General features: G+C 46.5%; 14 protein-coding genes. 10 read left to right on the top strand and 4 right to left on the bottom strand.

All coding sequences use genetic code 11. The features are described from left to right. Nucleotides 1-76: 76 nt before the first annotated feature. From H6F77_RS22635 to H6F77_RS22645, 3 genes are all read right to left on the bottom strand, one after another. Nucleotides 77-5,992 carry a PAS domain S-box protein gene (locus tag H6F77_RS22635; protein WP_190491166.1) on the bottom strand — a complete coding sequence of 1,972 codons (5,916 nt, stop codon included), beginning with the start codon at nucleotides 5,990-5,992 and terminating at the stop codon, nucleotides 77-79. Nucleotides 5,993-6,151: 159 nt separating this feature from the next. Further along, on the bottom strand, nucleotides 6,152-7,168 hold the full coding sequence (locus H6F77_RS22640; RefSeq protein WP_190491167.1) for a YegS/Rv2252/BmrU family lipid kinase: 1,017 nt from the start codon (nucleotides 7,166-7,168) through the stop codon (nucleotides 6,152-6,154). Between the two features lie 118 nt (nucleotides 7,169-7,286). Further along, nucleotides 7,287-9,572 carry a RelA/SpoT family protein gene (locus tag H6F77_RS22645; protein ID WP_190491168.1) on the bottom strand — a complete coding sequence of 762 codons (2,286 nt, stop codon included), beginning with the start codon at nucleotides 9,570-9,572 and terminating at the stop codon, nucleotides 7,287-7,289. A gap of 366 nt (nucleotides 9,573-9,938) precedes the next feature. On the opposite strand from H6F77_RS22645, the gene patD reads away from it, so the two are divergent. From patD to H6F77_RS22695, 10 genes are all read left to right on the top strand, one after another. After that, complete coding sequence (gene patD, locus H6F77_RS22650; protein ID WP_190491169.1) at nucleotides 9,939-10,298, top strand: heterocyst frequency control protein PatD; 360 nt, start codon at nucleotides 9,939-9,941, stop codon at nucleotides 10,296-10,298. A 237-nt stretch (nucleotides 10,299-10,535) separates the two neighbouring features. Next, on the top strand, nucleotides 10,536-11,105 hold the full coding sequence (locus tag H6F77_RS22655) for a TFIIB-type zinc ribbon-containing protein (protein ID WP_190491170.1): 570 nt from the start codon (nucleotides 10,536-10,538) through the stop codon (nucleotides 11,103-11,105). Between the two features lie 56 nt (nucleotides 11,106-11,161). Next, the gene (locus H6F77_RS22660; protein WP_190491171.1) at nucleotides 11,162-12,844 is read left to right on the top strand and encodes a dipeptide ABC transporter ATP-binding protein; all 1,683 of its coding nucleotides are present in this window, start codon (nucleotides 11,162-11,164) and stop codon (nucleotides 12,842-12,844) included. A gap of 214 nt (nucleotides 12,845-13,058) precedes the next feature. Next, on the top strand, nucleotides 13,059-13,376 hold the full coding sequence (rbp, locus tag H6F77_RS22665) for an RNA-binding regulator (RefSeq protein WP_190491172.1): 318 nt from the start codon (nucleotides 13,059-13,061) through the stop codon (nucleotides 13,374-13,376). Nucleotides 13,377-13,631: 255 nt separating this feature from the next. Next, nucleotides 13,632-13,814, top strand: a complete 183-nt coding sequence (gene rpsU, locus H6F77_RS22670) for a 30S ribosomal protein S21 (protein WP_190491173.1) — start codon at nucleotides 13,632-13,634, stop codon at nucleotides 13,812-13,814. Nucleotides 13,815-14,177: 363 nt separating this feature from the next. Next, nucleotides 14,178-14,408 (top strand): hypothetical protein, encoded by a 231-nt coding sequence (locus H6F77_RS22675; protein ID WP_190491174.1) that lies wholly within the window; start codon nucleotides 14,178-14,180, stop codon nucleotides 14,406-14,408. A gap of 25 nt (nucleotides 14,409-14,433) precedes the next feature. Continuing rightward, nucleotides 14,434-14,943, top strand: a complete 510-nt coding sequence (locus tag H6F77_RS22680) for a pentapeptide repeat-containing protein (RefSeq protein ID WP_190491175.1) — start codon at nucleotides 14,434-14,436, stop codon at nucleotides 14,941-14,943. A 471-nt stretch (nucleotides 14,944-15,414) separates the two neighbouring features. After that, a complete protein-coding gene (locus H6F77_RS22685; protein ID WP_190491176.1) occupies nucleotides 15,415-15,918 on the top strand; it encodes a hypothetical protein in 504 nt (167 codons plus the stop codon). 393 nt (nucleotides 15,919-16,311) lie between these two features. Next, nucleotides 16,312-16,860, top strand: coding sequence for a DUF3124 domain-containing protein (locus tag H6F77_RS22690; RefSeq protein WP_190491177.1), 549 nt, complete (start codon nucleotides 16,312-16,314; stop codon nucleotides 16,858-16,860). A 121-nt stretch (nucleotides 16,861-16,981) separates the two neighbouring features. Further along, a complete protein-coding gene (locus tag H6F77_RS22695) occupies nucleotides 16,982-18,628 on the top strand; it encodes a cation:proton antiporter (RefSeq protein WP_190491178.1) in 1,647 nt (548 codons plus the stop codon). Here H6F77_RS22695 and H6F77_RS22700 read toward each other — a convergent pair. After that, nucleotides 18,625-19,299: a potassium channel family protein gene (locus H6F77_RS22700; RefSeq protein WP_190491179.1), complete on the bottom strand. Its 675-nt coding sequence runs from the start codon at nucleotides 19,297-19,299 to the stop codon at nucleotides 18,625-18,627. The two genes, H6F77_RS22695 and H6F77_RS22700, sit on opposite strands and share 4 nt — an antisense overlap. Nucleotides 19,300-19,698: the final 399 nt, after the last annotated feature.

Below are 19,698 nucleotides of genomic sequence, written 5' to 3' on the forward strand. Positions count from 1 at the left end.
CGTTGGTTAAGGAGTCGTGCAGAAAGGTCTTCGATCTATCAGTCACTCACCGATGCCCAACGATCTAGTCCCTAGTCTATAGTTGATCTTGATATCGCTGACGTTCTTGTTGCAATACTGCCTGGACGCGCTCGTATTCGGCATTAACAGAAGTCGCGATCGCTAGGGCGTTTTCTGTTGTTCCCCCACGACCAATTGCTTCAAGCTGCTTGGACAATTCTGCCAAAGCGGTAGCGCCCAAAGTCGCGCTGCTTGACTTCAGCGTGTGAGCAGCATATCTCAATGCGATCGCGTCGTTATTTGTCACAGACCGTCGAATTGCTTCCACCAGATTTGGTGCATCTTCCAGGTAGCTATCAATTACCTCCACCAAAATTAAAGGTGCCTCTTCACCAGCCATTTCGCAAATACTTTGTAATGCTTCGGGGTCAAATGTCGGTAGCTGCGCCTCGTCGATCGCCTCATACGCGGGAGATTCAGACTTCGGTGCGATCGCCTTTCTCGGAAGCGGACAACACGAACTCAGCGCCTCAACCAACGTCTCGACCTGGATTGGCTTGCTCACGTAGTTGTCCATACCCGCATTCAAGCACTCCTCGCGATCGCCCTGCATGGCATTTGCAGTCATGGCAATAATCCAGGGGCGCACCTCATAACTCCATTCCTGGCAAATCTGCCGCGTGGCGGTTAAACCGTCCATTTCTGGCATCTGCACGTCCATCAGCACCACATCGTAGGGCTGACGACGCAGCGCTTCTAAGACTTCCAGACCATTTCCAGCAATATCGGCGCGATATCCCAACCGTCGTAACAGGTGGATCGCTACCTTCTGATTAACAACATTGTCCTCTGCTAACAAAATTCGCAAGGGCAGCCGAGAGGCTAACTCTGGGTCAATAGCGGATTGTTGGGAGCGGGGAGGCTTTGCCTGCATGGGCTGTTTACTCAATATACCGCTCAAGACATTGTATAGCTGAGACTGTTTGATCGGCTTGTTTAGAAAGGCTGCAAAATTTGCTTTTGCTGTCTCTTCATCTCCCTGGGGGTTAACAATCGAAGTCAACATCACTAGGGGCAAGCGCGGGGTAAGCATTCCGCCTGTTTCTTCTAGCTGGCGAATTTCTTGCGATAAAGTTAGACCATCCATCTGCGGCATTTGCATATCCAAAATCGCGATATCAAATGTTTCACCCTGACTAAGCCACGAAAGTGCCTCAGCACCAGAAGTCGCCGCACGCACGAGCATCCCCCAAGAGTGCGCCTGTAGGGTCAATATTTGCCTATTCGTGGCGTTATCATCAACAACCAGCAGCCGCTTCATATCCAGCGTAATCGGCGGAGTGGGGGACTCAACCAGCGATGAACTGGGAACGCACTCTTGCACGATGGTGAAATAAAAGGTCGATCCTACGCCAAGTTCGCTTTCGACCCACATTCTCCCACCCATCATTTCGCTCAAACGTTTGCTGATCGCTAAACCCAGCCCCGTGCCACCATAATGGCGTGTGGTAGAAGAATCCACCTGGCTAAAGGCTTTAAATAGCCGATCCATCCGTTCGGCGGGAATGCCGATCCCCGTATCTCGGACGGCAAATTTGAACTCATACCTTTGTTCATCGTTAATTTGTGGTTCCCCATTCCCCATTAACCGTTGGGCGGTGACAGAAACCACAACTTCGCCAGTTTCAGTAAATTTAACCGCATTACTGAGCAAATTAACTAAAATTTGCCGCAGTCGGGTAACATCTCCCAAAATCGTCTTCGGGGTTTGTTTATCTATCAGATAGGCCAATTCCAGGTCTTTTTCACCAGCCCGGTGAGCCAACAGATCCAGACATTCCTCAACACAGGCTCGCAGATCGAAAGGATGCTTCTCAAGCTCCAGTTTGCCAGAGTCAATTTTGGAAAAGTCAAGGATGTCGTTAATGATGGTTAGCAAAGCATCGCCACTGCTGCGAATAGTTTCGACAAACTCTCGCTGAAGGGGATTTAGAGTAGTATCGAGCAACAATCCAGTCATACCAATTACCGCATTCATCGGCGTCCGGATTTCATGGCTCATTGTAGCCAGAAACTCACCCTTAGCGCGGTTGCCTGCTACCGCTTCGCCTTTGGCTTTTTCCAATGCAAAATTTTGCGTACTCAATTGCTCGCGTTGCCTAGTTTCTTGCTCCAAGAGTCGGGCTTGAGCAAGGGCAATTCCTACTTGAGCAGCTACGGCTTCGATTAGCTCGATTTCATCATCTGTCCAATGTCTGTAGTCGTCGCACTGATGTAACCCAATAGCACCGTTGGGTTCCCCCTGATAAGAGGTGCGAATTGTCAACAGAGATTTTACTTTGAGTCTTTCATTGAGATTCGGCCCTTGTTGTAGTAGCGACTCGGCGTAAACGTTTGATGAGGCGATCGCCCGATCTTGCTCTATCAGATGGGCAGTATAAGAGTTGGGATGGACGGGGATTTCTAAATCCCCCAGTGAGTCATACCCAGGCGCTAAATATTCTGCCATCACCAATAGCCGGGGTTGTGGCGTTGCCACATATGTGAGAATCAAACATTGATTAACTTGAAATGCCTGACCGATCTGAGTCACAGCGGTCTGGAAAATTTTCTCGGTACTAAGCTGCTGTCGAATTTCTTGAGTAATTTGTTTGAGCAGCAATGCTTTAGAAAATTCCTGTTGCAGGGCACTCTGGGCTGTGGCACGTTCAATTTCACCCCCAACCCACTGAGCCATCAGCTTCAACAGTTCTTTGTCCACAGCTTTAAAAGCTTTCTGTCGGAGGTAACGGCTAGAAAAGCCAAGCGTGCCGTACACTTTATTGGCAACAACGACGCTCGTACCAATATAAGCCTCTAAATTGAAGGTGGCATAGGCTGGGTGGAAACACGATTCTGATGTTGCTGCTGACTCACAGAAAACGAGGTTTGGAGCTTTTAGCGTTTCGCGGCGATCGGTTGACCCCAGCTCGAAGACATCGCCCCTGGCAATTTGGAAAGGGGAATTTTCGGGGACAACGGCTGCAATGATTTCAAAAACTTCGTCTTTAATTCGCCCCAGCGTACCAACCTCCAGACCGAAGCGGCGGCATCCCATCTCTAGCATCCTCTGGAGGCGCTGGTCAAAGTTGAGGTCTGGGGTTGCCGTGACTTGATACAACGCCCGAATCCCCGCTTCGCTTTCTCGGAGTTGTTTCTCTACTTGTTTGCGTTCTATGAATTGACCGACTTGGCTGCCGATGGCGGTCATCATGTTGAGCAGATCTTGGTCTGGCTGTTGGATTTGCTGAGAAAAAAAGACGAACACGCCTAGTATCTCCCCCCCGCTGAGGATGGGAAAACCAAAGGCTGAGTGCAGCCCTTCTTTAGCTGCGATCGCTTGTCTTTGAAAGTTCGGATCGCTTGCTAAATCAACAATCCCGCTTGGTTTGCCGCTTGCCCAAAGCCGACCGGGCAAGCAAATGCCTTGTGCCAATGTGGTGTGTCGCGCGATCGCCTCAAACTCTGTAAAAGGCGATTCCGAAGAACTGGATGGAAGTATCTTCTCGCCAGTGTCAATTACCCTACCGTGCCAGTTTTTTACACAACGCAACACGTTAGCTTGTCGATCCACGCTCCAGAGTTCGCCCACGTCCCAGCCCAAGTTTTCACCAATGGTTTGCAGGATTTTCGGCGTTGCTTCCGATAGCGTGGCTGACTCTGCCAATATGCGGGTAGTGGCGTGCTGCGTTTCCAGACGCCGCTCCGAGCGTTTGCGTTGGGTGATATCGCTACCAATCCCCATAAATCCCGCGATCTTGCCCCTGCTGTCGCGCCATGCTGTAATCGACAACAGGACAGGAAAGCGGCTGCCATCTTTGCGGATGTAAGTCCATTCGCGCTCTTCGATCGTGAAGCGACGCGCTTTGGCAACAAAAACCTCAAACCCAGGCTCAATATCGATTCCAAGCTCTTCAGATAGTTCTTGTGCCCTCTGCACTACTTCATTTGGCTCGTGAAGGATGGCGGGCGTGGTTTTCCCAACTACCTCAGAGGCAGCATAGCCCAACAATCGCTCTGCCGCCGAGTTAAAAGTACGAATTGTACCGTCTACAGTTGTGGAAATAATGGTGTAGTTGGCGCTATCTAAAATTGCCCGCTGCAAGCTAGTCGTCTCTTGTAGGGCATGTTCGCTAGCTTTGCGATCGCTGATGTCTCTTGATGTAATTGCTATACCGTCTGCAAGCGGTACTACTTGATGTTGAATCCACGAAGCTGAGATCTCTGGCGTACTGATGGGGAATTCTTCCTCTAATACTTCTCCAGTTTCAACAACCCGAACGTACTTCTCCAAAAAACCACCAGTGCGATTTATGGGGAGAAGTTCGCACAGTTTCTTGCCAATGATTTCCTCCTTAGACATGGCAATCATCTTCTCGCCACCACGGTTAACATCTACAAACGCAAAGTCTACGATTTTTCCCGACTCGTCTCTGATGCTCTGCAATAAGAAGAAGGCGTCTAGACTTCCTGCGACGGCAGCCCTAAATCGCGCCTCGCTTTCCTGTAACGCCCGAATGCTAACTTTACGCTCGGTGATGTCCTGAATCTGAAAAATAAAGTACAAAGGTTCTCCGCTGCTATCTCGAACTAGAGACACGCTCAACAGAACCCATACTATGTGCCCTTTTTTGTGTAAGTATCGCTTCTCGATCTGATAGGAGCGAATTTCACCATTGAGTAGTTGACGTACATAATGACTATCGGTATTCAAGTCGTCTGGATGCGCGATCGCTTGCACTGTCGTAGCTAGCAATTCGCCTTCTGAATAACCAACAATCTCGCACAACGAACGATTGACTTGCAGCCACCGACCATCGGATGCTACCAGCGCCTTCCCAATAGCAGCGTATTCAAAGGCACTGCGTAATGATTCTTCGCTCTGGCGCAATGCTGCCTCTGCCTGCTTCCGATCCGTGATGTCGTTGAGCGTGCCCGTCGTGCCGATGATATTGCCTTCAGGGTCGAGTGTAACCCGGGCATAAACCTCAACCCACCGAAAGCCTCCCCGCGCAGTCAGGTAACGAATTTCGTGTTTGTAGTCTTCTTTTTTTCCTTCGAGCAGAAGCTGAAATAGCTCCAGACTTTTTTGGCAATCGTCGGGATGAATGTACTTTAAAAAGTTTTTCCCGAGGCTTTCTTCAATTGAAAATGCGGTAATTTCTGCCCAGGCGGGATTGAGAAACGTCCACAATCCTGTTTCGTCTGTTTGAAATATTACTTCTTTGATACTGTCAACGACTGAGCGATATTTTTTTTCGCTTTCTCGCAATTTATCTTCGGTTTGCTGGCGCTTTTTGATGTTGCGTTCTAACTTACCTACGGTAATTCGCAACTCCATCTGGGTGATCACTTGCCGACCCAGAGCTTGCAAAGCTTTAATCTGTTCTGGGTCTAAATTTCGGGGAATCCTGTCGATCGTGCAGAGAGTACCAATGGGAAAGCCATCGGGCGTCACCAGGGGAACTCCAGCATAAAAGCGGATATTGGGTTCAGACGTAACTAGAGGGTTGCCCGCAAACCGCTCATCTTCTAAAGCATTGGGCACAATTAACGGATCGTCAGGGCGCAAAATAGCATGGGCGCAGAAGGCCAGTTCTCTGGGAGTTTCTGGCGCGTCTATGCCGACTTTTGACTTAAACCACTGTCGGTGAGTATCGATGAGGCTGACTAAGGCGATCGGAGTGCCGCAAATATAAGTAGCCAGAGTTGTCAGGTCATCGAATGCTTCTTCAGGAGCAGTATCGAGAATTTTATAACGATAAAGTGCCTTTATCCTATCTGCTTCGTTGGCTGGTAATGCTGCTGGGATCGCCCCCGATGGAGGTTTGATATTAGGTTTACTTCTTGGCGATCGCAAGTCGTTCGACTGTCGCGCTCGTTGCAAGAAGACACGAAAAAATCGCAACCAACTTTTAGTTAGAGAACGTACTATAGAACGAATTATTTTCATAATTAACTTGAAATATTCGTTACGGATTGGGAAAATTCTCTTTACTTTTCATCATTAGTATGTGAATGATTCAGCAAACTATGAACAATAAAAGAGTATTATTTCCCCAGACAATAAATGTCCTAAATCCGATATGTTTTATTAAATATAACGCCACCTTTATTCAGGTGTAGGATCTAATACATCCAAAAATTCCCCCTCGTCATTCTCTAGGGGCTGCGACTTGGATTCTATCTTTAAGCTGGGCAAGCCTTCAAGTTTTTCGGCAATTAGGGCTTCTTCAACTTGGGGGACGAGGATCGTTAAGCCTCCTGGTATGCATTCAACATCAACGGGTGTAGTGCCGATTAGTTCGCCATCGAGTACGACTTTCTGCGGAGGATTGGTGCGTACCTGTAGGCGGCGGGCACGCAGATAGCCAATGTCGTCTCTTTCTGCGGCATTGCCACTCAGGGCGCTTTGCAGTAGGTGATAGGAAGCGGCGATCGCTCCTGCTACATTTATTGGTGCAACTATTGTTATATCCAGCAGTCCATCATCTACAATCAATCCCGCTGGCCCCTGAGCCAATATCGAGGTGGGGGGAGCCGCATTGGCTATGGTGACTGCTGCTGCTGTAACGGAGATAATTTTGTCTTCGGTTTCTATTTCGACTTCAAACTTTTCCATCTCCCGTAGCTGTTTGATGCCAGCTAGGATATAAGCCAGCATCCCGAAGCGGTTTTTACTCTCTCGATCTGCTTGCTCTACTGTCTCTGCCTCGAAACCAATCCCGGCTAGCAATACCATCGGCTTGCCATTGCAGTAGGCTGCATCCACCGTCCGCCTTTTCCCCCCTAAAATAGTGGCGCAGGCGGCTTCAATATTATTGGGAATTTCTAAAGCGGCGGCAAAGGCGTTAGCTGTTCCGCGCGAAATTACGCCTAAGGGAATGCTGGTGCCCACCAAGGCGGCGGCTACAGCCGAAACTGTGCCATCGCCACCAGAGGCAATGATGGTATCGGCACCTTGGGCGATCGCTTCACGCGCAAGTTCGTCGGCGTCGAGTTCAGGCGTTGTCAAGCGAATATCTAGGTCAATTTCTGGCTCCAAAATTGCCTTAATTTGGGCTAAATCTTGCTCTGGGTCGCTTTGACCTGCAACTGGATTGAAGATGAGACAGGCAGAACGTTTCATAGTCTTGGCTAATTTGAATGGGGCATGGGGCATGGGGCATGGGTCATGGGTCATGGGGCATGGGTCATTTCCATTCGCCTTTCCCTATTACCTATTCCCTACTCCCCATTACCCATAATTACTCATCCCCTTGTCCAATGCGACGGAGATTTAAAACGTCGCTCATTTTTTTAATTTGGGTGAAGCAGCGCTCTAGTTGATCGCGATCGCGTATATCAATGCACAAGTCGATCGTCGCTGGTCTTCCTGGTGCTGTCTTCACGCCTGCACCCCGCACGTTAATCTTGTCATCCGATAACCGCGAGAGGATATCGTTAAACACTCCCACGCGATCGATTACTTCAATCTGAAGGTTGATGGGGTAAGTTTGGGGACGGCCTGCCTCATCTAGGGGGTTCCAACTGACGGGCATGCGTCTGTCGCTCTCTACCTTCTCGACATTCTGACACCCATGTCGATGAATGGAAATGCCGCGATCGCCTTTTGTAACAAGACCTATAATTGCCTCGCCTGGTATAGGCGCGCAACATCCTGCTCTGTGATAAAGTAACCCTTCGACTCCAGCAATCGGGTTTTTAGTGCTGTTACCTGGTTGGGGGCGTGCGAGCGAGGGAATTTGTTGTAAAGGAGTTGCCTGCAAGGTTTCTGCAAGCGCCGCTGCAATCGGTTGAGTTGCTTTAACTGCTTCTCGCAGGCGATTCACCACTTGGTTCAGCGTCACTTCGCCGTAACCCAAAGCGGCAAGTAAGTCTTCGACGCTATGGTAATTGGATCTTAGTGCTACTGCCTGCATTGGTTCTGACTTGAGCAAAGCTTCAAAGCCATTTTTGCCCATTTCTTTCTCTAGCATTTCCCGACCGCGAGAGACGTTTTCCGTGCGACGCGATCGCTTGTACCACTGCCGAATTCTATTTTGAGCTGTTGTCGTACTCACAAAATTCAGCCAGTCCAAACTCGGATGGCTGTTTTCTCTGGTAATAACTTCCACAATGTCCCCATTTTTCAGCGGCGTGTCTAGCGTCACCATCCGCCCGTTCACACGCGCACCATAACAGTGGTTCCCTACCTCTGTATGGATGCGGTAGGCAAAATCCACTGGCGTTCCCCCTCGCGCCAGAGATATCACATCCCCTTTGGGCGTGAATACATATACCTCTTCATCAAATAAATTGTCTTTGATCCCTTCTAGATACTCCTGGGGATCTTTGACATCATTCTGCCATTCCAGCACTTGGCGCAACATTTGCCTGAGCCAGATAAATTTTTCTTCCTCAGAACTGAACTGGGTTTTGCCCGACCCACCTGTTTCCTTATACTTCCAGTGAGCCGCAATTCCATATTCAGCACTTTGATGCATTCCCAGGGTGCGGATTTGCACCTCTAAAGGCGCACCCGAATTGCCGAACACAACTGTATGCAACGACTGATAGCGATTCGGCTTGGGCAACCCGATGTAGTCTTTAAACCGACCTGGGATCGGTCTAAAACTATTGTGAACTACAGCCAAGGCACGATAGCACTGATCGATCGACTCTACAATAATCCGCACAGCAGCAATATCGTAGATTTGCTCAAACTCTTTTCCCTGCCGCTGCATCTTTTGGTATATACTCCATAGATGCTTGGGCCGACCGCTGACTTCGACGTAATCTATTCCCAATTGATCCAAGCGCTGCCCCAGAGTTGCCGCCACTTCAGCTAATCCAGCCTCTCTGTCTCCACGTTTCTGAGCGACCAATTCTTGCACTTTGCGGTAAGCTTCGGGTTCGAGATATTTGAACGCAAGATCTTCCAATTCCCACTTAAAACGTCCGATCCCCAGCCGATTTGCCAGTGGTGCAAATATTTCTCGCGTTTCCAGGGCAATCCTCCGCCGTTTCTCATCTTGTAGGTGTTCTAGCGTTCGCATATTGTGCAGGCGATCGGCTAGTTTGACCACAATCACTCGGATATCTTGAGCCATTGCCAGGAACATCCGCCGGAAGTTTTCGGCTTGGCGTTCTGTCTTGCTGGAGAAGTTTTCTGAAAATTTAGATAGCTTGGTGACGCCTTCCACCAGTTGTCGCACTTCTGCACCAAACCGAGATTCTATTTCTTCTATAGTCACCTCGGTATCTTCTACTACATCGTGCAGGAATCCCGCGGCTATCATAGCACTGCTGCCTCCTAAGTCTCGCAACAATCCCGCAACGGCGACGGGGTGACAGATATAAGCTTCTCCTGATTTGCGAGTCTGACCCTCGTGCAGGGTATAAGCAAATTCAAAAGCGCGACATACCAAGTCGTTGTCGGCTTTGGTGTTAACCGATGTTGTTTCGCCCCCGTTGTCTTGGGCGATTAAACATTGCTGTAGCCAGTCAGGAATAACACACTCAAATGTAGAAGTTGCTGTTGTTGCGTTCATAGTGCCGAGTATAAATATTACAAATAGGGAGAAGGAACAGGGAGTTGAAACACGGATGCACAAAGATGAAAGAGGTTGGGATCGTTGGTTTAGGGCTAGTGGATATAGGGAAAAATTATCTACTGCCTGCTACCACCAGAGGAACTATTGACTAATGGCTGTTCGCTGTTGAGGTTAAGCTAGACAGACGAACAAGGGGTCGCTATGGGAAGGTTGTAAGAATATTCTCAGAAATAGGGCATCAAGCTCTTGGAAACTAAAGGTTACTTTAATGTTGCCAGAGCTAAAAGACGAAGTTTGACTCGCCAATGCCTGTATTTTCTTGACAAAATTCTTAATATCGATCATATCGTAAGGATATCCTCAATGTTGCCGCCCGATCATCGACAAGCCCATCAGGAATTTTCAATGGCACTTTTGCAGGTGCAAAAAACGCTAGATGCTTCAATTCCGGATAAGCAGGCGATCGCAGAGAATGGACAAGAGTTGCAACAAATTTTTCATAGGAGAATAGCCAGTTTGACCGCAGATCAACTAGATCCAGCGTTGGTGTCTAGGTGGCAGTCTTTTCAAACGGAAATCCACAAACAGATGCGGCTCCTCGAAATGGATGTAATGTTTTTGCAGGCTTCCCGCCAGTCAGCCACAACCTCTGTGAGGTATGCATCAATGCGATCGCGCATTAAAACTCTGCTTGGCTACTGCGAAGCGCTTCTCCAAGTATAAGGGGGGAGTGAAACGTCCTGAGTCTGCATTCTGGGGGAATCTTGTCTCAACGCCGATAAGCTCGCGTCTCCCCAGTGGGAGAGGGAAGATTACACTCCGGAGGCCAGTCGCCTCCGGCTCCGCCAAACTTAAAAACCGAAGCTAAGAACTCAATTGCCATCAACCATTGGCACAAGATGTCATAGTAAACGGGGTAAATTTAATAGGGAAATTGGCGTTTGAGAGGAAAATCAACTGGTGAACTGCCCAAAATGTAAAAATGTATCGCTAATCGATGGCACGTTGGCTGGACATTTAGCGGTTAAGCAATGTATGGAGTGCAAGGGGACTTGGATTCCTGCTAGTGAATACGAAGCGTGGCAAGCTAGTCTAGCGCAGCTTCCGAGTGTAGATCCAGAATTGCTCTCTCAAACCCTTCCTGTAGATTTTGTGCAGTCTCCCTTCGATACCAAGGCTGCTTTGTGTCCGGAGTGCCGACGCTATCTATCCCGCGCTAAGGTGAAGCTGAAGACGCCGTTTTATGTGGAGCGCTGTCTGACTTGTGAGGGTATTTGGTGCGATTATGGCGAGTGGGATGTGCTATCTAAGCTAGGACTGCACGCAACGATTGAGCAGCTATTTTCCAATGAATGGCAAGCACGGGTGGAAAAGCAGCAGCAATCGGAGAAAGAACGCGAGGCGACAACGGAAAAACTCGGCTCCGATTTGGCGACGCGCGTGTTTGAGCTTGCTGAACTTTTAGCAAAACATCCGAATGGGGATTTTGGAGTTGCCTATCTGATGCGGCGAGTAGGAGTAACTAAATAACAACTCCCCGGCTCCTGCTGAGTAAGAAGAAAGAATTAAGATGCTGATAGCTGAATATGAGTAAAGTCCTTTTTTGTGTAGAAAATCTGCGGGTAGCTTATCCAAGCCGTCGGTCTAGCGGTCAGCCTAGTTGGGCTGTGGATGATGTTTCTTTTACCCTTGAACCCGGGGAAAAACTGGGGATGGTGGGTGAATCGGGGTGCGGTAAGTCAACGCTGGGACGGGCAATAATGCGGTTGTTACCTGCACAGACGCGCATTGAAGGACGTGCGTATTTTCAGGGTCAGTCTATTTTTGAGCTTACACCCCCACAGATGCGGCGATTTCGCGGGGAAGCTGTGGCGTTGGTGTTTCAAGATCCGATGACTCGCCTCGATCCGTTGATGACGATTGGCGAACATTGTCTGGAAACTCTGAAGGCTCATGAACCAGACCTATCGCGGCGCCAAGCTAAGGACAGGGCGATCGCTACTCTGGAGGCGGTGAAGATTCCGCCTACGCGCTGGTCGCAGTATCCACACGAGTTTAGCGGTGGGATGCGCCAACGGGTGGCGATCGCTCTGGCTCTCTTGCTCAACCCTAAGCTGATTGTGGCTGATGAACCCACTACGAGTCTTGATGTTACTGTCGCCGCACAGATTTTACAGGAACTAACAAGATTGTGTCGGGAAAGGGAAATGGCGTTATTGCTGATTTCTCACGATTTGGCGATGGTGGGGGAATATTGCGATCGCATTGCTGTAATGTACGCTGGCAAGATGGTGGAAACTGGCCCTGTGAAGGATATTTTTTCCCGTCCGCAACACGAATATACGCGATCGCTGCTAAATGCTGCCCTACATCTAAGGGAACAAGGAACAGAAAAAGGGGAACAGGTAATTGAATCTAAAGTCCAAGATGCACCGTTGCTGCGTATAAAAAATTTAGAAAAACACTACACTTTGGAACGCGGTTTTATTGAGCAGTTTTTATCACAATTTGGCAATCGAGAAGATGTAAAAACACCTGCGGCGATTAAAGCAGTAGATGGCATTAATTTAGAGCTGTATCCAGGTGAAATTCTCGGACTTGTTGGAGAATCTGGTTGTGGCAAAAGTACTTTATCTCGTACTATTTTGCAGCTGATTCGTCCTAGTGGTGGAAGCGTGGAGTTTTTGGGACAAGATTTAACAAAATTGTCTCCCGAGTCGATGCGAGCGGAACGGCGGGAAATACAAATGGTGTTTCAAGATCCCCATGCTTGTCTAAATCCGGTGATGACGGTAGGACAAAGTATTGCCGATCCTCTTTTTATTCACAATTTGGCTAGTCCCAAAGAGGCGAAAAGCCGCGTAATGCAGATGTTAGAGCGGGTAGGACTTACTCCCGCCGAGGAATATTATCAGAGATATCCTTCCGATTTGTCTGGGGGACAACAGCAAAGGGTAGCGATCGCGCGGGCTTTGATTACTCGTCCCAAGCTGTTAATTTGCGACGAACCTGTGAGTATGTTGGATGCTACTGTGCAGACGCAAGTATTGCAGCTAATGTTGGAGTTAAAAAAGGAATTTAACCTGACTTATTTGTTTATTACTCACGATTTGTCGGTAGCAAGATTTTTATGCGATCGCATTGCTGTGATGAATTCTGGAAAAATTATCGAACTTGGGGAGACTCAAGAAATTTTTAACAATCCCCAACATCCTTATACCAAAACTTTGTTACAAGCTGCACCATTACTCGTGCCACAGCAAATGTAAAGTGTTCGTCGGGCGATCGCTACTAGACTAGCGATTCGATACTAGCATGAGTTTTGAGTTTTCACCAAAAACCAGCTATGCGAATGCTGGTATGTAATGAATTGTGTGTTAAAATCTTTAGTAAGATTTAAATTCGGCTGTAGTGTTTGTTATTTGTATTGACAGGCGTTTTCCGAATCTAACTCCCCACAACATCTGATTCTGGAGATATTCCATGTCAATTTATGTAGGCAACCTATCCTACGAAGTTACGCAAGAAGACATTAGCGGTGTATTTGCCGAGTATGGAACTGTCAAGCGGGTTCAGCTACCAACTGACCGTGAAACGGGTCGCGTGCGGGGGTTTGCTTTCGTGGAAATGTCAACTGAAGCTGAAGAAACTGCTGCTATTGAGGCTCTGGATGGAGCTGAGTGGATGGGGCGGGATCTGAAAGTTAATAAGGCTAAACCTCGCGAGTCTAGAGGGCCTTCTGGTGGTGGTGGAGGTGGTGGTAACTGGGGCAATAACAACCGAAGCAATCGGCGCTATTAAATCTTGAGACCGGAACCATAAATAGGGTCAATTGCAGAGCAAGGAGTCAGAGCATTGAACTGTTTTAGCCCCTGCTAACGACTTATCTACAGGAACCCTCGCCCGCCTGCGCGGGTTTAATAATCCTAGCCTGTAGGGCAGGAGGATTAGTCTGTTTACCCCAACGCTTTAGCGTTTGGGTTTCCTTAATCTGCAATTGACTTTTTGGCTGATGAGGGTATCCAGCCATTGATCGAAACTTTAGGAGTAAGCAAAATGACCCAAATAGTTGTAGGCGAAAATGAAGGCATTGAGTCAGCATTGCGCCGATTTAAGCGCCAAGTATCTAAAGCAGGGATTTTTCCAGATATAAAGCGCCAACGTCACTTTGAGACTCCAATTGAGAAACGCAAGCGCAAAGCACTTGCTAGAAGGCGTAAACGTCGTTTCCGCTATTGATTTATAGGCTGAGAATTTAGTCAATAGCAAATGGAATGACTCGTCTTAGTAAGACGCGCCGCCCCGCTGGGGGTTATAAACGAGGGGCAGATGCGATCGCTATGCTTGTTTGTGATGCTTTAAAGCAAAATTTGCGGTAAGCGCGATCGCGTCGCCGTGCCAATTGTAAAAATTCAGCCAACTGGCAGTAATAATTTCGCATTTGCACGTACCTAAAAACCTTAAGCCAAGGTTTGCCATTAAAATAGCGCCATATTGTTAATAATTCTGGCTCGTTATTTACCCTCAATACTGGCGCGGGTTTGTTTTTCTGGAAGCGGCGGACAACAGGCTATTCACCGATATTTAGATTGGTAACATAACATGGCGATCGTACCATGTTGGCGGTATTTTCTCAAACCAACGGTAGTTAAATTGATTGCCAGCCTTAGCGGTCAGCAATATCAGCTACAGTGCAACACCTGGCAGATGGATTGGTGTTGCCTTGTCAATTTGCAAAGCCTTGAAATTAAATCTTTAGCGCAGATGCGAGAAAATCACCTTGGGAATCTGGCCAGTAGATTTCCTATTAGTAGAAATGCGCGAAACGGTTAACACGCTTAGGATAAAAAACACAAAAATGAATACCAAAGAACTTTTAAGCCGATATGCAGCCGGACAAAGAAATTTTATTGACGTAGATCTGATGGCAGCAAACTTGAAAAATGTAAATCTTAGCAATATAAATTTGAGTGGCGCAAAACTGAATGGCGCAAAACTCAATAATGCAAACTTAACTAAGGCAAACTTAACAAATGTAAATCTGAGCGGTGCAAAGCTCGGCGGTGCAAGACTAAGCGGAGCAAATTTAACTAAGGCAGACCTCAGTAAGACAGATTTGCATACAACAAACTTGAGTTATGCACACCTGCATGAGGCCAATTTTAGTAGTGCAAATATGGGGAACGTGGACTTGATGGGGGCAAACCTCACTGGAGCCAATCTTAATGGGGCAAGCCTAATTGGGGCAAACTTAACTAAAGCAAACTTGGCTCTAACCGACTTAACTAACGTAGACCTAAGTGATGTAAACCTCAGTCATGCATACCTGCGCGGGGCAACAATGCCTGATGGAACAAAGCACGATTAGAATTGCTTACTTGTAGATAGGGTAAGTAAAAGGTTTTTGATTTTTAGGAATAAATTAAACTTGCATGGGGAGTTAAGTATAAGAATAAGCGTAATTCGGCAAAATTGCCGAATAAATTCATGGCTAAAAACTTGGGGGTGACTTGTTTTCTGCTAGTGTATTGCCTGAATAGCGCCGCCTTGTAAAATTGCAGCTAAAGAAGGAGATTTTAACAATTTGTAGCAATTTTTATCTAGGCTTATTTAACAGCATTAGTTGGATTAATGCAACAAAATTTAAATACGAAATAAGGGCGGTAAAAATGCCTTGATAGTGTGGCAATGATGTTTGCTTAGGCAGGGAATGAGTTGGCTGTGTAGTAAACAGGTAATCGCCAAGCAAAGGTTTGTTTACAACAACTTTTGCTCTAGGCGATCGCAAGTTTTTAAAAGCGAACTATTTAGCTTATATATTTTCAAGAGTGTAGCAAGAATGACCCCAGAATCAATACGCCTTATTTCCCAGCTAAGGAGCGAGTTCTACTCTCTGTTTGCTACTGCTATGAATGTGCCAGTAAAAATTAGTGGTAGTTCATATAGCAGTAATTTTGCTATTGCGTCGTGGGTAGATGATAGGAAAAGGCTAAACTACGTCAGTATTTATGCTTACACAGCACCAGATAAATTAATTCCAGAACGCCCGTTTTTACTTAGGGTCGCTATTAATAAGAGTGCTGGCAGAGTCGGGACGGCAAAATGGGGCAAAGAATGTCAAGGACTTAATGAAAGTTGGTACTTCGAGTTAACAGTACTGCCAGAAGAAATCTTAGATTTTCTCCCCTGGATAGTCAGCTTGGTGAAGGTGAACGAAAAAGGTTCACCCTCGTTTGTACAGGAACCACCTCATGCCTTTGACTTCAACTTGTCTAAGGGGCGATTATCAAATGATGCATGGACTCAATCAGCTTTGCAGGTTGCAGACTTAGCAAGAGTTTAGTTTTTAAAGAGGGGTCATCTTCTGTCCTGAGTAATAGTCATTAGGGAAAATTTGACTTAAACTTATTTGATGATTATTTAGGATAGCGATCAGCGCGATCGCTTCGCGAAAGAAGCTCCGTGCCAATCATATACACTCAGCCAACCGAGCGTACAAATCTTGCATTGGTACGAACTAAACATAAACGTTATCCTGGGCATTAAACACGATACTGGTCAAGCTACTACGACCTGGAAACCCCCGAGCCGCAATGCCCATGCATTAGAAACAACTTAGGCCATAATGTAAAGTGTGTCTGTTAGTACATCTAATTGCAGGAAAGACAGGAGCTTTTTGATGGGCGACAGCCATCTACAATTATCCACTCTAAATTAGAGTTGCCACTTGTCTCTAATGAAGCTGTATCCTTATCTCTATTCAGCAATTGCGAGCCTTCTCCTCACTGCCTGCACATTGCAAGATGCTCAAAAATTGCCCCAACTTGATAGTAATCAAGTAAGTCAAAAGCAACTCAAGGTGGTGAATTTAGATAAAACCAAAATACTTATGGGTCAAACTATATACGTTCCCGTTTATTCCCATATCTATTTTGAGAATAAAAAGCAAGCTATAGATTTATCAGCCACTCTCAGCGTCCGCAATACAGATATAGATAATAGCATTATTATTACTTCAGTACGATACTACGATACCAACGGTAAATTGGTTAGGCAGTATTTAGAAAATCCGATAGAACTAGGCTCCTTGGCTTCTACGGATTTTGTGGTAGAGAGAAGTGACAAAAGTGGTGGCTTAGGAGCAAATTTTATCGTGGAATGGGTAGCAGAAAAAGAAGTTTCTCAGCCTGTGTTTGAGACAGTTATGATTAGTGCTTCAAGCGCTCAGGGAATATCTTTCGTAAGTAATGGTAGAGTAATCAAGAACCTAAGTCCCAAAAAATAAACAGCTCGCGCTTGTTGTATACACAACCTTATCGCAGACTTTTTTATTTATTTGAGGACAGCTTGCCGCAGAGCTAACCAGTGTAGAGTTATCTATTGTTGCAATCATCATGCTCAATTATATGGACAGTCTTGCATCAACAACAGCATTCCTCTGGTTATTTTCACCGCCATTTATACTAGGAAGCATCAATAACGCAGACCCATCCAATCCAGGGAAGGTAGAGGGTTTAGTCACCGTTTTGATTATTCTCCTGCTGGTTGCGACTGGTGTTGCTCTCGTCTCCCGTTACCTTCGGCTTCCGTATGTCACGGGTTTAGTATTAGCGGGGTTGGCAATTACAGAATTGCTGCCGCGTCGCATCGGCTTGGATTCTTCGCTAATATTCAATCTCTTTCTACCAATTCTGTTATTTGAAGCTGCCATTAATACTGATATCAGCCGCCTCCGCAGCACTATAAAACCAATTGCGCTTTTAGCAGGGCCAGGGGTGGTAATTTCTTCTGGCATTACGGCAATTATATTGAAATTTGGCCTGGGGTTAACTTGGATACCAGCGTTGTTGGTAGGGGTGATTTTGGCAATTACCGACACAGTTTCAGTAATTGCTGTTTTCAAGGAAGTGTCAGTCCCCTCTCGGCTGTCCACAATTGTTGAGGGAGAAAGTTTATTTAATGATGGTATTGCTTTAGTTGTGTTCAGCCTGATTCTACAAGTGCATCAAACTGGCTCGTTAACGTTTTTGGCTGGACTTCAAGAACTCTTTGTAGTGATTGTGGGAGGCACTCTTGTAGGATTAGCGTTGGGTTACTTAAGCACTGGTTTATTTGTTCGCTCAGACGATCCTCTAAGCAGTATTTTACTGACAGTTGCAGTAGCGCTAGGAACGTTTCAGATCGGTGAAATTCTGGGAGTGTCTGCTGTTGTAGCGGTAGTAGTAGCCGGGTTGATTATCGGGAATGTTGGGCTTTCCAGAAGTGTTTCTGCGTCCAGTAACATAACGTTATTAAGTTTTTGGGAATATGCTGGCTTTGGGGTCAATACCTTTATTTTCCTACTTATCGGTTTAGAAATAGATTTAATAACGCTGTGGAAAACACTGCCAGCAGTTTTGCTGGCGATTGTAGCTTATCAAGTAGGGCGCTTGGTGTCGGTATATCCATTATTGGCACTTGTTCGTTTTTTTGACCGGGCGATTCCGTTGCGCTGGCAGCATATCCTGTTTCTTGGTAATATCAAAGGCTCGCTGTCAATGGCTCTTGCTTTTAGTTTACCTGCAACTATTTTAGGTAGGGAGGCATTGATTGCTTTAGTATTTGGCACGGTACTGCTGTCGTTGGTTGGGCAAGGGCTAAGTTTACCTTGGTTTGTGAAACGGTTTAATTTGTCTCATTTCTCAGAATTTCAGCAACAAACAGAGGAATTACAAGCCGAGCTAATTACCGCTAAAGCAGCGCAAGATGAATTAGATAGCTTGTTAAAATCTGGTGTTCTACCGAAATCTATCTATGAGGAAATGCGTTCAACTTATCAATTTAAGGTGGCAGGAGCCGAAAAATTGTTGAGGGATTTGTATAACAAACGTCCCGAACAACTGAGCAATTCTCTGGGCGATCGCACTAAATTTGATGCTATTCGTCGGCGCTTGCTACTAGCAGAAAAGGGAGCGCTAAACGAGGCGTTGCGTAAGCGGATTCTTGACGAACAAATCGTGCGCGGCAGGCTACAGACGATTAACCAACAACTGCTCAAACTAGAAGATGATTAAGAGCCGCCGATAAAATCAATCACTTGATGTAATGACCCCGGCTTCGTCACGATCAAGATGGTTGAACCTGGTTCCAGTATCGTACTGCCGTTGGGAATCATCAAATCCATGTGGGGATGGGGTTGATAACCAATAATTAGAGAACCTGTGGGGAAGCGAGAGTCTTGAGCGATTTGGGCAACACTACGACCAACAACATTGCACTGCTGTGGAATTGCGAGTTTTAAAACTTCAATTTGACCCTGCTCAAAATGCATCATAGATTCCACTTCGGGATATTCTATGGCATTGACCATTGTGGCAACTGCTAAATCTATGGTGCTAATTACATGGTGTGCCCCAGCAATTTTTAAAGGTTGTTCAAAATCGGGGTGGCGCATCCTACCCACAATATGGGAAACGCCATAGTGTTTGGCAAGAGTTACCATAGCCAGATTTAAGGCATCATCCCGCAGGACAGCAGCTAGTGAGTCTGCTTTGCGAATTCCCGCTTCTAGCAAGACTTCTGTACTCACAGCACTGCCTTCAAAAGCCATTATTCCCACTTGATCGCGGGCATAACGGCACGCATTGGGGTCGATATCAATTATTGCGACGGTATGCCCTAGTTCTACCAGTTTTTGGGCTAAAGTAAGCCCTACTAAGCCCGCTCCACCAATTAACACGTACATAGCTATCCTCTCTATTGACTTCCTGCTTAACTTTACAGGCTAATTCAGGAGTTTAGCCATAGGAAGGTGTTGCTAAATATTAGGCTACTTGTTTACAGGCTAAACACTGTTTTAAGAGTTTTTATCTTGGCAGTATCGATGCCGCATTCAAGTTTAGAGCTCGGATTCAAGCTTTTCCACTTGCCCTTACTCTTTGTAAAGATAACATCTGCCCGATCTATTTTATATATTGATAAATAGCGGCTCCGGGCAAAAATCTCATTTCTCGAAGCACGTTTAGTAATTACCACGTCTCTATTTATTTACAAAAAAAAGTTTTACTAAACCAAGAAATAGCTATTTTTTAACTAAAGCATCTAGGCAATGTGGCGCGATCGCCTCCTTTACACAATCTTTATA

The organism is Microcoleus sp. FACHB-831, from assembly GCF_014695585.1.
In the GTDB taxonomy this organism is placed as follows: domain Bacteria; phylum Cyanobacteriota; class Cyanobacteriia; order Cyanobacteriales; family FACHB-T130; genus FACHB-831.

What these genes read in the sequence shown, in the direction of transcription:
- H6F77_RS22635 (WP_190491166.1), bottom strand. Translation starts at nt 5,992, where the DNA reads ATGAAAATAATTCGTTCTATAGTACGTTCTCTAACTAAAAGTTGGTTG.
- H6F77_RS22640 (WP_190491167.1), bottom strand. Translation starts at nt 7,168, where the DNA reads ATGAAACGTTCTGCCTGTCTCATCTTCAATCCAGTTGCAGGTCAAAGC.
- H6F77_RS22645 (WP_190491168.1), bottom strand. Translation starts at nt 9,572, where the DNA reads ATGAACGCAACAACAGCAACTTCTACATTTGAGTGTGTTATTCCTGAC.
- patD (WP_190491169.1), top strand. Translation starts at nt 9,939, where the DNA reads ATGTTGCCGCCCGATCATCGACAAGCCCATCAGGAATTTTCAATGGCA.
- H6F77_RS22660 (WP_190491171.1), top strand. Translation starts at nt 11,162, where the DNA reads ATGAGTAAAGTCCTTTTTTGTGTAGAAAATCTGCGGGTAGCTTATCCA.
- rbp (WP_190491172.1), top strand. Translation starts at nt 13,059, where the DNA reads ATGTCAATTTATGTAGGCAACCTATCCTACGAAGTTACGCAAGAAGAC.
- rpsU (WP_190491173.1), top strand. Translation starts at nt 13,632, where the DNA reads ATGACCCAAATAGTTGTAGGCGAAAATGAAGGCATTGAGTCAGCATTG.
- H6F77_RS22675 (WP_190491174.1), top strand. Translation starts at nt 14,178, where the DNA reads ATGGCGATCGTACCATGTTGGCGGTATTTTCTCAAACCAACGGTAGTT.
- H6F77_RS22680 (WP_190491175.1), top strand. Translation starts at nt 14,434, where the DNA reads ATGAATACCAAAGAACTTTTAAGCCGATATGCAGCCGGACAAAGAAAT.
- H6F77_RS22685 (WP_190491176.1), top strand. Translation starts at nt 15,415, where the DNA reads ATGACCCCAGAATCAATACGCCTTATTTCCCAGCTAAGGAGCGAGTTC.
- H6F77_RS22690 (WP_190491177.1), top strand. Translation starts at nt 16,312, where the DNA reads ATGAAGCTGTATCCTTATCTCTATTCAGCAATTGCGAGCCTTCTCCTC.
- H6F77_RS22695 (WP_190491178.1), top strand. Translation starts at nt 16,982, where the DNA reads ATGGACAGTCTTGCATCAACAACAGCATTCCTCTGGTTATTTTCACCG.
- H6F77_RS22700 (WP_190491179.1), bottom strand. Translation starts at nt 19,299, where the DNA reads ATGTACGTGTTAATTGGTGGAGCGGGCTTAGTAGGGCTTACTTTAGCC.